Origin of the sequence: Streptomyces sp. 351MFTsu5.1, from assembly GCF_000383655.1 — a bacterium.
Classification (GTDB): domain Bacteria; phylum Actinomycetota; class Actinomycetes; order Streptomycetales; family Streptomycetaceae; genus Streptomyces; species Streptomyces griseorubiginosus.
Window position 1 is genome coordinate 385,044 of the sequence record NZ_KB911778.1, and the last position, 13,461, is coordinate 398,504.

The 13,461-nt window shown below is 72.7% G+C and carries 12 protein-coding genes; 10 read left to right on the forward strand and 2 right to left on the reverse strand.

From position 1 onward, the window contains the following. Positions 1 to 223 precede the first annotated feature (223 nt). Positions 224 to 1,270: a DUF3048 domain-containing protein gene (locus tag H295_RS0111375; RefSeq protein WP_051135537.1), complete on the forward strand. Its 1,047-nt coding sequence runs from the start codon at positions 224 to 226 to the stop codon at positions 1,268 to 1,270. Between the two features lie 17 nt (positions 1,271 to 1,287). Here H295_RS0111375 and H295_RS0111380 read toward each other — a convergent pair whose 3' ends face one another. Next, positions 1,288 to 1,752, reverse strand: coding sequence for a MarR family winged helix-turn-helix transcriptional regulator (locus H295_RS0111380; RefSeq protein ID WP_020135485.1), 465 nt, complete (start codon positions 1,750 to 1,752; stop codon positions 1,288 to 1,290). Between the two features lie 135 nt (positions 1,753 to 1,887). On the opposite strand from H295_RS0111380, the gene H295_RS0111385 reads away from it, so the two are divergent. The 8 genes from H295_RS0111385 to H295_RS0111420 are packed head-to-tail and all read left to right on the forward strand — an operon-like array spanning position 1,888 to position 9,222. Next, a complete protein-coding gene (locus H295_RS0111385; protein WP_020135486.1) occupies positions 1,888 to 2,670 on the forward strand; it encodes a CoA transferase subunit A in 783 nt (260 codons plus the stop codon). Further along, positions 2,670 to 3,314: a CoA transferase subunit B gene (locus H295_RS0111390; RefSeq protein WP_020135487.1), complete on the forward strand. Its 645-nt coding sequence runs from the start codon at positions 2,670 to 2,672 to the stop codon at positions 3,312 to 3,314. Before H295_RS0111385 ends, H295_RS0111390 begins: the two co-directional genes overlap by 1 nt. Next, on the forward strand, positions 3,311 to 4,513 hold the full coding sequence (locus H295_RS0111395) for a thiolase family protein (RefSeq protein WP_020135488.1): 1,203 nt from the start codon (positions 3,311 to 3,313) through the stop codon (positions 4,511 to 4,513). The genes H295_RS0111390 and H295_RS0111395 overlap by 4 nt, the downstream gene beginning before the upstream one ends. Positions 4,514 to 4,531: 18 nt before the next feature. Beyond that, a complete protein-coding gene (pcaH, locus tag H295_RS0111400) occupies positions 4,532 to 5,305 on the forward strand; it encodes a protocatechuate 3,4-dioxygenase subunit beta (protein WP_020135489.1) in 774 nt (257 codons plus the stop codon). Positions 5,306 to 5,311: 6 nt separating this feature from the next. Continuing rightward, positions 5,312 to 5,917 carry a protocatechuate 3,4-dioxygenase subunit alpha gene (gene pcaG / locus H295_RS0111405; protein WP_020135490.1) on the forward strand — a complete coding sequence of 202 codons (606 nt, stop codon included), beginning with the start codon at positions 5,312 to 5,314 and terminating at the stop codon, positions 5,915 to 5,917. Next, positions 5,914 to 7,245 (forward strand): 3-carboxy-cis,cis-muconate cycloisomerase, encoded by a 1,332-nt coding sequence (gene pcaB / locus H295_RS0111410; protein WP_020135491.1) that lies wholly within the window; start codon positions 5,914 to 5,916, stop codon positions 7,243 to 7,245. Before pcaG ends, pcaB begins: the two co-directional genes overlap by 4 nt. Further along, positions 7,242 to 8,381 (forward strand): 3-oxoadipate enol-lactonase, encoded by a 1,140-nt coding sequence (pcaD, locus tag H295_RS0111415; protein WP_020135492.1) that lies wholly within the window; start codon positions 7,242 to 7,244, stop codon positions 8,379 to 8,381. Before pcaB ends, pcaD begins: the two co-directional genes overlap by 4 nt. 49 nt (positions 8,382 to 8,430) lie before the next feature. Continuing rightward, a complete protein-coding gene (locus tag H295_RS0111420) occupies positions 8,431 to 9,222 on the forward strand; it encodes an SDR family NAD(P)-dependent oxidoreductase (RefSeq protein WP_020135493.1) in 792 nt (263 codons plus the stop codon). A 55-nt stretch (positions 9,223 to 9,277) separates the two neighbouring features. Here H295_RS0111420 and H295_RS0111425 read toward each other — a convergent pair whose 3' ends face one another. Beyond that, positions 9,278 to 11,947 (reverse strand): ATP-binding protein, encoded by a 2,670-nt coding sequence (locus tag H295_RS0111425; protein WP_020135494.1) that lies wholly within the window; start codon positions 11,945 to 11,947, stop codon positions 9,278 to 9,280. 412 nt (positions 11,948 to 12,359) lie between these two features. Here H295_RS0111425 and H295_RS0111430 point away from each other — a divergent pair, with 412 nt between their 5' ends. After that, positions 12,360 to 13,388 (forward strand): DUF2510 domain-containing protein, encoded by a 1,029-nt coding sequence (locus H295_RS0111430; RefSeq protein ID WP_020135495.1) that lies wholly within the window; start codon positions 12,360 to 12,362, stop codon positions 13,386 to 13,388. Positions 13,389 to 13,461 lie beyond the last annotated feature (73 nt).

Consider the following 13,461-nt stretch of genomic DNA (forward strand, 5'->3'; position numbering starts at 1 on the left):
GCTCTCCCTCCGTCACCTCGTACAGCGCGTGTCGGTCCTGGGGTCGGCGCCCCGGGTACCCGTGGGGTGCGCCGCCGAACCGCGATCGGGGACCGATCGGCCCATCGGGCGCGCCCGATCAAAATCAGACGGGTATGGCCATCAAAGAACTTATAAGCGCACAATCAATGACACGAGGCGGGTGCGTATGGCGGGCCTGGCGCGTACGGCGGGAGCGGTGGGCATGACGGGGACGGCGGAGAACACGGGTACGGCGGACACGGCGGGCAGCAGATCCGGGGCGCGTGCGAGACGCGCCCGTACGGCGGCGGCCCTGCTGGCCGCGGCAGGTCTGTTCGTCGCAGGCTGCACACACCAGGGCAAGCCCCGCGTCCCGGCCGACGACGGGCGGGGACAGCTGGACACCTCGGCCCCGAGCCCCTCGGCGCCGACCTCGTCGGAACCGGCCCGGCAGGCCCCGTCCCTGCTCGCCGTGAAGATCGACAACGTGCGGGCGGCGCGGCCGCAGACCGGCCTCGACTCCGCGGACATCGTCTACGCCGAGCAGGTCGAGGGCGGGCTCAGCCGGCTCATGGCGGTGTACGCGACCAGGCTGCCGAAGGCCGTCGGCCCGGTGCGCAGCGCCCGCGAGTCCGACCTGGAGCTGCTGCGGCAGTTCCACGACCCGACGCTCACCTTCTCCGGCGCGCAGGGCAAGCTGATGCCCCTGATCAACCGGGCGCCGCTGGACGCCCGCACCCCCGAGAAGGCGTCCGAGGCCTACTTCCGCGGCGCCGGCCGGGCCGTCCCGCACAACCTCTACCTGCGCCCGCAGCGTCTGATGCCCACCACGCCGGGCCCGGACGCGCTGACCACCGGGTTCCGCTACGGTCCCGCGCCCGCCGGCGGCACGAAGGACACCTCGGAGACGGTCCGCTTCCCGGCCGCCCGCTTCACCTTCACCTGGTCCGCGAACCGGGAGCGCTGGCTGGTCTCCCTGGACGGCGTCCCGGACGTGATGACCGACGGGAAGCGGCTGGCCCCGGCGACGGTCGTGGTGCAGTACGTGAAAGTCCGCAAGTCCTCCTTCCACGACTTCCTCGGCAACAACACGCCGTACACGGTGACGGTCGGCTCGGGAAAGGCGAAGGTGCTGCGCGACGGCCGCGCCTGGGACGTGAACTGGCAGCGGGCGAAGGCGTCGGACGGCACGCGGTTCACGACGAAGGACGGCTCGCCGATGAACTTCGCCGAGGGCCAGGTGTGGGTCGTGTTCGCGAAGGCGTCCTGAGCGGAGCCGCGATGCGATCAGGCTTGTCCGACCAGCGGTTCCGCCGGATTGCGGAGCCCTTCGGCCGCGTCCGAGACCCGGCGGATCAGCTCGAAGAACAGGCTCTGCTCGTCGGCGGAGAGGGGGGCCAGGAAGACCTGGTTCATCCGGGCCGTGCGCACGGCCAGCCTGCGGTGGGTGCGCACCCCGTCCTCGGTCAGGCGCAGCAGGAAGCGGCGGCCGTCCTGGGGGTCGCGGACCTTGTCGAGCAGCCCGCGGCGGCCCAGCCGGCTGACGACCTCGGCGATGGTCGACCGGTCGAGGCTCACCCGCTCCCCCACCGTGCGCTGGTCGAGGCCCGGTTCGGCGACGAGTGCGTTCAGGACCGCGAACTGCGGCGAGGTGATCTCCTCGGAGACCATCGTGTTCCACAGCAGGTAGTGCGCCTGCTGGAGCCGCCGGGCGAGGTGCCCGGGGTGGGTGGTGAGGTCCACCGCGGCCATGTGCGCTCCCGAGTCGTATTGGTTCGTGCACTGAAGAGTAGTGAGCCTTGACGCCAGGCTGCCACAGTGGCAGCTTAAGAGAAACCTCGCTGAAATACTCAGTGCACTGAGCACTTCGAGAGATGGGCTACGCGGATGGACAAGGTGGTCGCCACCGCCGCCGAGGCGGTGGCCGATGTGCCGGAGGGCGCGTCGCTCGCGGTGGGCGGTTTCGGGCTGAGCGGTGTGCCGAACGTGCTCATCCAGGCCCTGTACGCGCAGGGCACCGGCTCGTTGTCGGTGGTCTCCAACAACTGCGGGGCCATGGAGTCGGGCCTCGCCGTCCTGCTCGCGGCCGGACGGATCGCCCGGGTGACCGGCTCCTACATCGGCGCCAACAAGGAGTTCGCCCGCCAGTACCTGGCCGGTGAGCTGGAGGTCGAGATGATCCCGCAGGGCACGCTCGCCGAGCGGCTGCGGGCGGGCGGCGCCGGCATCCCCGCGTTCTTCACCCCGGCCGGGGTCGGCACCCAGGTCGCCGACGGCGGGCTCCCCTGGCGTTACGACGGCTCCGGCGGGGTCGCGCTGGCCTCCCCGCCGAAGGAGGTGCGCGAGTTCGACGGCACCGAGTACGTCCTGGAGCGCGGGATCCGCACCGACTTCGCCCTCGTGCGGGCGGCGAAGGGTGACCGGCACGGCAACCTGGTCTTCAACAAGTCCACCCGCAACTTCAACCCCCTCGCGGCGATGGCGGGCAAGGTGACCATCGCCGAGGTCGAGGAACTCGTGGAGCCCGGCGAGATCGACCCGGACGCGGTGCACCTGCCCGGGATCTTCGTGCAGCGGGTGGTGGCCCTGACCCCGGAACAGGCCACGGACAAGCGGATCGAGCAGCGGACGGTCTCCGCGGCTCCGGCACGAGGCACGGTGAACGACTGATGGCCTGGACCCGGCAGGAGATGGCCGCGCGAGCCGCACGCGAGCTCCAGGACGGCCAGTACGTCAACCTCGGCATCGGCCTGCCGACACTGATCCCGAACTACCTCCCGCCGGGCGTGGAGGTGATCCTGGAGTCCGAGAACGGCATCCTGGGCACCGGCCCCTACCCCACCGAGGACCAGGTCGACCCCGATCTGATCAACGCGGGCAAGGAGACCGTCACCGTGCTGCCGGGGGCCTCCTTCTTCGACTCGGCGCTGTCCTTCTCGATGATCCGGGGCGGCCACATCGACGTCGCCGTGCTGGGCGCCATGCAGGTGTCCGAGCGGGGCGACCTGGCCAACTGGGCCATCCCCGGCAAGCTGATCACCGGGATCGGCGGGGCGATGGACCTGGTGCACGGCGCCCGTACGGTCATCGTGGTGATGACGCACACCGCCAAGGACGGCTCGCCCAAGATCCTCACCGAGTGCGCGCTGCCGCTCACCGGCAAGGGGTGCGTGGACCGGATCATCACCGACCTCGGCGTCCTGGACGTGACCGAGGACGGACTGGTGCTGGTCGAGACGGCACCCGGGGTCACCGTCGAGGAGATCACCGCCAAGACCGACGCCAAGCTGAGTGTCGCGGAGGACCTGAAGTGAAGAACGTCTACATCGTCGACGCGGTCCGCACTCCCGTCGGCCGCTACAACGGAGGCCTCGCCTCGGTGCGCCCGGACGACCTGGGCGCCCACGCCATCCGTGAACTCCTGGCCCGCACCCCCGACCTGGACCCGTCCCGGATCGAGGACGTCTACTTCGGCAACGCCAACGGGGCGGGCGAGGAGAACCGCAACGTCGGCCGCATGGCCGCCCTGCTCGCCGGACTGCCGACCTCCGTGCCGGGCGTGACCGTCAACCGCCTGTGCGCCTCGGGCCTGGAAGCGGTGATCCAGGCGGCCCGGGCCATCGCGGTCGGGGACGCCTCGATCGCCGTCGCCGGCGGGGTGGAGTCGATGACCCGGGCACCCTATGTGCTGCCCAAGTCCGACAAGCCGTTCCCGGCCGCCCACACCGAGCTGTACTCGACCACGCTGGGCTGGCGCATGGTCAACCCGGCCATGGAGCCGCAGTGGACCATCCCGCTCGGCGAGTCGGCCGAACTGATCGCCGACAAGCACAAGATCAGCCGGGAGCAGCAGGACGAGTTCGCTCTGGCCTCGCACCGGAAGGCGGCCCGGGCGCAGGCGGCGGGGCTGTTCGACGCCGAGCTGGCGCCGGTGTCCGTCCCGCGGCGCAAGGGCGAGCCGGTGGTCTTCGGCGCCGACGAATGCGTACGGCCGGACGCGTCGCTGGAGGCGATGGCGAAGCTCAAGCCGTCGTTCCGCACGGAGGGGGGCACGGTGACCGCGGGCAACGCGTCACCGCTCAACGACGGCGCCGCCGCTCTGCTGCTCGTCGACGACGAGGGCCTGGCCGCGACCGGTCGCGAGCCGCTGGCCCGGATCTCCGCGACCGGCGTCAACGCACTGGACCCGCACTACTTCGGCCTCGCCCCCGTCGAGGCGGTCAACCGGGCACTCGCCAAGGCGGGCAAGGGATTTGACGACCTGTCGGTCCTGGAGCTGAACGAGGCGTTCGCCGCCCAGGTGCTGGGATGTGTCGCCGAATGGCCCGAGTTCGACCCGGCGATCCTCAACCCGCAGGGCGGCGCCATCGCGCTCGGGCATCCGCTCGGCGCCTCGGGCGCGCGGCTGGCCGGCACGGTCGCCCATCAACTCGCCCGCAGGGGCGGCGGAGTCGGTGTCGCCACCCTGTGCATCGGTGTCGGCCAGGGTCTCGCTCTCGTCCTCGAACGTTAACGGAACGCAGGAATCCCCATGACTCTCACCCAGCACGACATCGACCAGGAAATCGCCGCCGAGCACGCCGCCTACGAGAAGCGGGTCGCCGACGGGGCGCCGGTCGAGCATCACCCGCGGCGCGACTACGCGCCCTACCGCTCCTCGGTGCTGCGCCATCCGAAGCAGCCGCCGGTCACCATCGACGTGACCCAGGACCCGGAACTGGTGGAGCTGCACTCCCCCGCCTTCGGGGAGCGGGACATCACCGAGATCGACAACGACCTGACCCGGCACCACCGCGGGGAGCCCGTCGGCGAACGCATCACCGTGTCCGGGCGGCTCCTGGACCGCGACGGACGGCCCGTGCGCGGGCAGCTGATCGAGATCTGGCAGGCGAACTCCGCCGGGCGCTACGCCCACCAGCGCGAGCAGCACGACGCCCCGCTGGACCCGAACTTCACCGGCGTCGGCCGCACCCTCACCGACGACACCGGCTTCTACCGCTTCACCACCATCCAGCCCGGCCCCTACCCGTGGCGCAACCACGTCAACGCCTGGCGCCCCGCCCACATCCACTTCTCCATGTTCGGGACCGCGTTCACCCAGCGCCTGGTGACCCAGATGTACTTCCCGAGCGACCCGCTCTTCCCGTACGACCCGATCATCCAGTCGGTGACGGACGACGCGGCACGGCAGCGGCTGGTGGCGACCTACGACCACAGCCTGTCCGTGCCGGAGTTCTCGATGGGCTACCACTGGGACATCGTGCTGGACGGGCCGCACGCCACCTGGGTCGAGGAAGGACGCTGACCTGCCATGACGAAGATCGACACCAGCTCGCCCGAGAGCGTGCTGCCCACCCCCTCGCACACCGTCGGGCCCTTCTACGGGTACGCGCTGCCCTTCCCGGGCGGCGGTGACATCGCGCCCGTCGGCCACCCGGACACCATCACCGTCCAGGGGTACATCACCGACGGCGAGGGCAACCCGCTGCCGGACGCCTTCGTGGAGCTGTGGGGCCCGGACCCGGACGGCAACCTGCCGACGACCGACGGTTCGATCCGGCGCGACCCGGCGACCGGCGGCTACCTCGGGCGCAACGGCGTGGAGTTCACCGGCTGGGGCCGGATCCAGACCGACGCCAACGGACACTGGTACGCGCGCACCCTGCGCCCCGGTGCCCGCGGAGGCAGCGCCCCGCACCTCAGTGTCTGCGTCTTCGCACGCGGTCTGCTGGTGCACCTGTTCACCCGGATCTACCTGCCGGGCGACGAGGCGGCCCTGGCTGCCGACCCGCTGCTCTCCCGTCTGGACGCGGACCGCCGCGACACGCTGATCGCCGCCGACACCGGTCACGGGACGTACCGTTTCGACATCCGCCTTCAGGGCGAAGGCGAGACGGTCTTCCTGGAGTTCCAGTGACTTCTCCCGATCCGGACACCGGTCTGCTCGCCCCCGGGTGGGCAGGCTCCCCCGCCGACGCCGCGACCTCCGACGGCGCCTTCCTCCAGGCGCTGCTGGACGCGGAGTCCGCGCTGACCCGGGTGCAGGCCCGGCTGGGTCTCGCCCCGGCCGGGGCGGCCGAGGCGGTGACCGGCGCGGCCCAGGCGGACCGCTTCGACGTGCGGTCCCTCGCCGACCGTGCGCGGGCCGGCGGCAACCCCGTCATCCCTCTGGTCGCCGACCTCACCAAGGCGGTGGGCGAGGAGTACGGCCCGTACGTGCACCGGGGGGCGACCAGCCAGGACATCCTCGACACCGCCCTGATGCTGGTGGCCGCCCGCACCCTCGACCTGGTCCTGGCGGACCTCGACCGCGTGCAGCGGGCCCTCGCCGGGCTCGCCGCCGAACACCGGGACACCGCCATGCCCGGCCGGACGCTGACCCAGCACGCCGTGCCGACGACGTTCGGGCTGAAGGCGGCCGGCTGGCGTTCGCTGGTCCTGGACGCACGGGACCGGATCATCGGGGTACGGGACGGTCTCCCTGCCCAACTCGCCGGTGCGGCCGGGACCTTGGCGGCCTTCACGGCGTACGGAGTCCAGGATCCGGTGGCCCTCACGGCGGCTTACGCCCGGGAACTGGGCCTGGAGGCGCCCCTCCTGCCCTGGCACACCTTGCGCACGCCGGTCGCCGATCTCGCCGGGTGTCTGGCCTTCGCGGCCGGAGCCGTGGGCAAGATCGCCGCCGATGTGCTGGTGCTGGGCCGTACCGAGATCGCCGAAGTCGCCGAGGCCGGCGGCGGCGGTTCCTCGGCCATGCCGCACAAGGCGAACCCCGTCCGCGCCACGCTGATCGCGGCCGCCGCCCGGCGCGCTCCCCAGCTCGCGGCGACGCTGTACGGCTCGATGGCCGCCGAGGACGAGCGGCCGGCCGGGGCCTGGCACGCCGAGTGGGAGCCGCTGAGGGATCTGCTGCGCCTGGTCGGCGGCGGCGCCCGGGACGCCGCCGAACTCACCGGGGGACTGCGGGTGAACGCGGACGCCATGCGCCGGCACCTGGACCTCACCCACGGGTTGATCGTCTCCGAGCGGCTCTCCGCCGAGCTGGCGGCCGTGCTGGGCCGGGCCCGCGCCAGGGAACTGCTGACGGAACTCGCCGGGCGGACCTACTCCGAGGGTCGGTCACTGGGCGAACTCCTCGCCCAGGAGCCCGAGTTGAAGGACGTCGACCTCGGGGAGCCCACCGACCCCGCCCGCTACACCGGCTCCGCCGGAGCCCTCACCGACCGCGCACTGGAGCGACGTTGACCGACAAACTCCTCAACCACCGTGCCGAGGGCCCCGCTTCCGCGCCGCCGCTGCTGCTCGGGCCGTCGCTCGGGACGTCGTACGCCCTGTGGGACAAGGTGGCGCCCGAACTGTCCATCACCCACCGGGTGGTCCGCTGGGACCTGCCCGGGCACGGCGGTTCGGCGGCCGACCTGATCGGGCCCGGCGCCACGGTGGGCGACCTCGCCGCCCTGGTGCTGGAACTCGCCGACTCGCTGGGCATCGAGCGGTTCGCGTACGCCGGGGTGTCCCTGGGCGGTGCCGTCGGACTGCACCTGGCCGTGCACCACCCGGAACGGATCGCGTCACTGGCGGTCATCTGCTCCTCCGCGCACTTCAACGGCGCCAAGCCGTGGCAGGAGCGGGCCGAGCGGGTCCGGCGGGAGGGGCTGGAGTGGCTGCTGGAGAGCGCCGACGCCCGGTGGTTCGCCGGTGACTTCACCGATCCGGTGCTCGTACGGGACCACGCCGAGGCCGACCCGCAGGCGTACGCGGCCTGCTGTGACGCGCTGGCCGCCTTCGACCTGAGCGACCGGCTGGCCGGGATCTCCGCCCCGACCCTGCTGATCGCGGGCCGCGAGGACCCGGCGACCCCGCCGCCCCACCTGCGGGAGATCGCCGACGCGGTGCGGGGTGCCACGCTCGTCGAGCTGCCGGGCGCCTCCCACCTGGCCCCGGCGCAGTGCCCGGAGGCCGTCCTCACCGCCCTGCGGGCCCACCTCGACGGCGGCGCCCGGCGCGGCATGGAGGTGCGGCGCGAGGTCCTCGGGGACACCCACGTGGACCGGGCGCAGTCCCGCCAGACCCCGTTCACCGCCCGCTTCCAGGACTTCATCTCGCGCTACGCGTGGGGTGAGATCTGGACCGACCCGACGCTCAGCCGCCGCGAGCGCAGCATGATCACGCTGACCGCGCTGGTCGCCCACGGCCACTACGACGAGCTGGCCATGCATGTGCGCGCGGCCCGCCGCAACGGGCTCACGCCGGACGAGATCGGGGCCGTACTGCTCCAGACGGCCGTGTACTGCGGGGTGCCGGCGGCGAACTCGGCGTTCGCGACGGCCCAGCGGGTGCTGGCGGAGGAGGCCGAGTCGGGGACGGGAACGGAAGGGTGACACCGGCAGGGGCAGGCACGAGGCGCTGTCATCTGCCTACCGTGGGGGCATGTCGACCATCCTGATCACCGGCGCCACCTCGGGTCTCGGCCGCTACGTCGCCTTCGAGCTGGTCCGCGCCGGCCATGTCGTCCTGGCCCACGGACGCGACCGGGCCGGTACGGAGAGCCTGGTGGCGGAGCTGCGACGGGAGGGCGAGGCCGAGGGGTTCGTGGCCGACCTGGCCTCCCTGGCCGAGGTGCGCGACCTGGGTGCACGGGTCGCCGAGGCCCGCCCCGGACTCGACGTGCTGGTCAACAACGCGGGTGTGGGCGCCGGTTCATCGGGCTCGGGCCGGGAGCTGAGCGCCGACGGCCACGAACTCCGCCTGGCGGTCGACTACTTGGCACCGGTGGCGTTGACCCGGGCCGTGCTGCCGACCCTGACGGCGAACGCTCCGGCCCGGATCGTCAACGTGGGTTCGGTGGGGCAGGAGCCACTCGACTTCGACGACCCCGAGTTCACCCGGGGCTACGCCGGGTTCGCCGCCTACTGCCGCGCGAAGTTCGCCCTGGCGGCCCATACCTTCGCCCTGGCCGAGGAGTTGAAGGGGACGGGAGTCTCGGTGAACGTCCTCCACCCGGCCACCTTCATGGACACGGCGATGGTCAGGGAGGGCGGGGTGGCCCCTTGGTCGACGGTGGCGGACGGGGCGCCGGGGGTGCTGGCTCTGGCCACGAAGGACGTGGGGTCGGGTGGCTACTTCGACGGGACGACTCCGGCTCGGGCGCACGAGGGGACGTACGACAGGGAGGTGCAGAAGCGTCTGACGGCGTTGACGGATCAACTCCTCGCGCTGTAACTCCCCAGGGGCGCGGGGAACTGCGCGGCCGACCCCCACCGGCGCGCAGACGCCATCACCGCAACCCCCGCCCCGTTTCCAGCACTTCCCGGGCCCGGGTCACCAACCCGTCCGCCCCACAAGACCGAGCCAACGCCACCCCACGGTTCAGCTCAGCCACCGACCGAGCCAGAATCCCGTACTCCACCCGCGCTGCCGCATGCTCGTACTGACACGGCGACGCCTCCAGATACGCCACAGCCTGCGCAGCGAGCCGCACCGCCCGCTGCCCCGTCTCCAGCGCGGCCGCACACCTCAGCGCCTCCCCTATGGCGGTGTCCGTGCCGAGCCGCTCGGCATGCCGGCGGACTTCCTTGACCAGTTGGGCCGCCCGCACCGGATCCTCCACGGCGAGAGCGCGGGCGAGGTCGACGGCCCAGGGCACCAGGACCGGGTTGGAGTGCCCCCGCACCTGCGCCGCCTTCTCCGCGGCCTCCAGTTCGTTGACGGCTTCCTTGGTCCGGCCGACCGCCAGCAGCAGCCGCCCGCGCACGGACCGCGGATCGGGCAGCACGATCGTGGAGGGATAGGGCGGCGCGAACCCGTACTGCTCGGCGATCGCCCAGGCCTCCTCGACATGTCCGCGCGCGAGCAGCGTGTCGACGAGGTTGCAGGTCGCCGACCAGTACAGGGGCAGTCCGCGCCCGACCCGCTCGGCGAGCCGCAGTGACTCGCGCAGCGACGTCTCCGCCTCCCGCAGCCGTCCGCGCCTGCGGTGGCCGAGGCCGACGTAGGCGTGGGCCAGCGCGAGATGTCCGCCGCTCCAGCCGGCCGACTCGTAGGTGCGCAGCGCGTCGGAGAACAGGGTCTCGGCCCGGTCCAGCCGGTCCGTGAAGGCGTACGCGCTGGCCAGCATCAGCGGCAGTTCGAGGCCCCACTCGGTGTCGGTCCAGCCGAGTCCGGGCGCGAGGCGGCCGTTGACCAGGGCGCGGTCGCAGATCTCGGCGATCTCCTCGGCGCTCTCGCCGTGGGCCATCGCGTCGAAGCCGCGCAGGATGAGCAGGGCGCGCTCGGCGTTGTCCCGCCCGGTGCAGGTGGCGGCGAGGGCGGCGAGCCGCTCCGAGCGGCCCGGGGAGGTGGTCTCGCCCGGGTAGAGGCTCTCCCAGGTGTACTGCACGGCCTGGAGACGGAGCCGGGCCGGGCCCTCCTCGTGCCGGGCGGCCTCCGCCTCGACGGTGCGGACGGCCTCCTCCAGCTGGTTGTTGTGCATGAGGGCCTGGGAGAGCCGGATGACGGCGTCGACCCGGGCGGAGCCCTCCAGGCCGGGCATGGCGAGCGCGGTCTGGAGGTGGCCGATGGTCTTGGCCGGTGCGGTCAGGAGGGTGGCGCAGCCGAGTTCGAAAAGCACGCTCGCGTGGACCTCGGGCGGCGGGGGTTCCAGCAGCGCGCGCTCCAGGCAGCGGCGGGCCGCGTCCGGGGCGCCGACGGCGAGGTGTTCGCGGGCTGCCTCGCGCAGCTGCTCGACGAGTTCCTCGTCGTCGTCCGGGTGGACCTGGAGGAGGTGCCGGGAGGCGGCCGCGGCGCCGTGCCCGGAATCGGTGACGAGCTGTGCGGCGATGCCGTGCATGGCGGTGCGCAGGGCGTCGGGGATGGACTCGTAGACGGCGGTGGCGATCAGCGGGTGGACGAACTCCAGCTCGCCGGCCTCGCCCTGGACCGCGGTGAGGATGCGGGCGTTGCGCAGGAGTTCGGCACAGAGCGCGGCTTTCGGCGGACTGAGGGTGGCGAGCCGGGCCGCCAGACCGACGGAGATGTCGGTGCCGAGGATCGCGGCGGCCCAGGCGAAGCGGGTGGCGTCGATGCCGAGTTCCTCCAGGCGGGCGACGAGTCCGCCGCCGCGGGCCGAGCGGTTCAGCTCGCGCAGTTCGCTCGCCGAGTCCTCGCTCGGCTCCATCCCGCTCTCCCGGACCTTGGCGAGGAGTTCGACGGTCTCGTACGGGTTGCCGCCGGTGACGGCCCAGACCTCGCGGCAGAACGGGGCGTCGGCGTGCTCGCCCAGGGTGGCGCGGGTGAGGCCCTCGGCTGCCGACGGGGTGAGGGCGCTCAGGTTGGTGACGGGGCGGTCGGCGGTGGCGCCGACCGCGTCCAGGAGGCGGGCTCTCTCGCCGGCGGCGTCACCGGGGCGGCGGGCCACCACGACCAGCACGGACAGGTCGTCGAGGCGCTCGGCGAAGGCGGCGAGCCAGCGCAGGGTCTCCTGGTCGGCCCAGTGGGCGTCGTCGATCGTCAGCACCAGCGGCCAGTCCCGGCGGGCCAGCCGGCGCACCGCGGCGACCAGTCCGTCGCACACGCCCTGCGGGTCGGCCTGCCGCTCCCCCGGGTCCGCGATGCCGAGGGCGGGGCCGGCGATGTCGTACCAGTCGCCGAGGTACTCGCGGGCCTCCTCGGGCATCAGCGACAGGAGGGCGGGCTGGAGCAGTTGGCGTACGACGTTGAAGGGGACGGACCTGAGGGTCTCGCCGCCGCGGGCCGACCAGACGGTGCAGCCGCGGGCCTCGGCGATCCTGCGGGTCTCGGCCAGCAGGGCGGTCTTGCCGAAGCCGGCCTCGCCGCGGATCACCAGCACACTGCCCGCGGACGCCTGGTCCTCGCACAGAGAGTCGACCGCGCGTTCGACGGCGGTGAGTTCCTCGTCGCGCTCCCACAGCGAGGCCGGGGCGGCCGCAATGGGCCGTACCTCCGTCATCCCGCTACCTCCCCAAGTCGCCCGGACGACGTACAGATCTCGAGCGTAGCCGTACCGGTGCGGAAGCGGAGGGCGGTCGGGGTACCTGTTGCCGTGACGGGTGATCCGGGGTACGCAGAGGCGACGCACCTTGCCCGTGACCAGCCGTCGACAAACCTGACCATTGGTCAGTTGTCGTTCCGACAGCGGGAGGTGAGGGGCACCGGGAGTGCGAGGCGTGTCGGTCGTGCACCGTGGCGCCCGGGCTGTCGGCCGGGGGCGGCGGCCCTGCTCGCCGACCGCTGCGTCACGGGCGCCGGCGGCCGGCGCGCGCACGTGGTGGACTGATCGCCCGACGTGCGCGGGGGAACTCGGCCGGAATGGAGCGGACCCCTCTCATCCCCCTTTCACCGAGTGCTCTTACGGTGGGGACATGACGCAGGAGACTCCCCCCGGGTGGTACCCCGACCCCGGGCAGACAAGTGACGGTCCCGCCACCGAGCGCTGGTGGGACGGCAGGGCGTGGACGGAGCAGACCCGTCCCACCGGATCGGCCGCCGCATGGGGTCCCCCGGAGCAGGTCGCGAGCCCCGGGGAGTACGCGACTCATCCGGCGTACCCGGCGTATCCCGCGCAGCCGCCGACCACGTCGCGACGCGGCGTGGTCGGCATAGCCGTGGCGGTGGCTGCGGCGATCGTGGTCCTCACGAGCATAGGCGTCGGCGTGTACGCGCTGACCGACCACGGCGGCGGCAGCAAGGACACCGCCGACTCGCAGGGGCCGGGCGGCCGGGGCGGGCCCTTCGGTGGCAACGGGGGCCAGAACGGACAGGGCGGGCCCTTCGGCGGCAACGGCGGCTCCGGGGGTGACGGCGGCAACGGCGGTTCCGGGGGCGGGACGCCCTCCCCGCAGGGCTCCGAGGCGCCGAGGATCGAGAGCGGTTCGGTGACCGACTCGATCGACGGGATCAGCCTGCCCATCCCGGACGGCTGGTACGGCCAGGAGATCCAGGTCGGCGCGTCCGTCACCTCGAAGGACTCCTACGCCTGCCCCGGAGACGCCTCCGCGTCGTGCACGAAGGGCGGCGCCTACTCGGCGCCCGCCCTGGCACTCGGCAGCAAGGGCAGCACGGCCGAGCAGGTCGCCAAGGCCGACATCCAGGCGAACGCCGAGCAGTCCTACGGCGGCAAGACCTACGGCTCGATCACCTCGCACGACGTACTCGACTCCAAGGCGGTGAACGTCGCCGGGCAGAAGGGCTACCTGGTCCGCTGGACGGCGGTCACCAGCAAGGGCTCCGACGGCTATGTCCAGTCACTGGCCTTCCCCGCCCCCGCTAACCCGCAGCAGATCGTGGTGGTGCGCTTCGGTGTGGACGTCGGCGAGGGCCAGGGCGTGATCGACGACATCACCAAGGGGATCAAGGTGTCGACGGGCGGCGGCAGCGGCAGCAACGTGTGACACCGGGGCTCCGGAGCGGGGTCGGCGCCGAGCCCTCGAAAGCCGGGACGGCCGGGGCTCCGGCGTCGGAATG

Coding starts and splice junctions, on each gene's coding strand:
- H295_RS0111375 (WP_051135537.1), top strand. CDS start 224: ATGACGGGGACGGCGGAGAACACGGGTACGGCGGACACGGCGGGCAGC.
- H295_RS0111380 (WP_020135485.1), bottom strand. CDS start 1,752: ATGGCCGCGGTGGACCTCACCACCCACCCCGGGCACCTCGCCCGGCGG.
- H295_RS0111385 (WP_020135486.1), top strand. CDS start 1,888: ATGGACAAGGTGGTCGCCACCGCCGCCGAGGCGGTGGCCGATGTGCCG.
- H295_RS0111390 (WP_020135487.1), top strand. CDS start 2,670: ATGGCCTGGACCCGGCAGGAGATGGCCGCGCGAGCCGCACGCGAGCTC.
- pcaH (WP_020135489.1), top strand. CDS start 4,532: ATGACTCTCACCCAGCACGACATCGACCAGGAAATCGCCGCCGAGCAC.
- pcaG (WP_020135490.1), top strand. CDS start 5,312: ATGACGAAGATCGACACCAGCTCGCCCGAGAGCGTGCTGCCCACCCCC.
- H295_RS0111420 (WP_020135493.1), top strand. CDS start 8,431: ATGTCGACCATCCTGATCACCGGCGCCACCTCGGGTCTCGGCCGCTAC.
- H295_RS0111425 (WP_020135494.1), bottom strand. CDS start 11,947: ATGACGGAGGTACGGCCCATTGCGGCCGCCCCGGCCTCGCTGTGGGAG.
- H295_RS0111430 (WP_020135495.1), top strand. CDS start 12,360: ATGACGCAGGAGACTCCCCCCGGGTGGTACCCCGACCCCGGGCAGACA.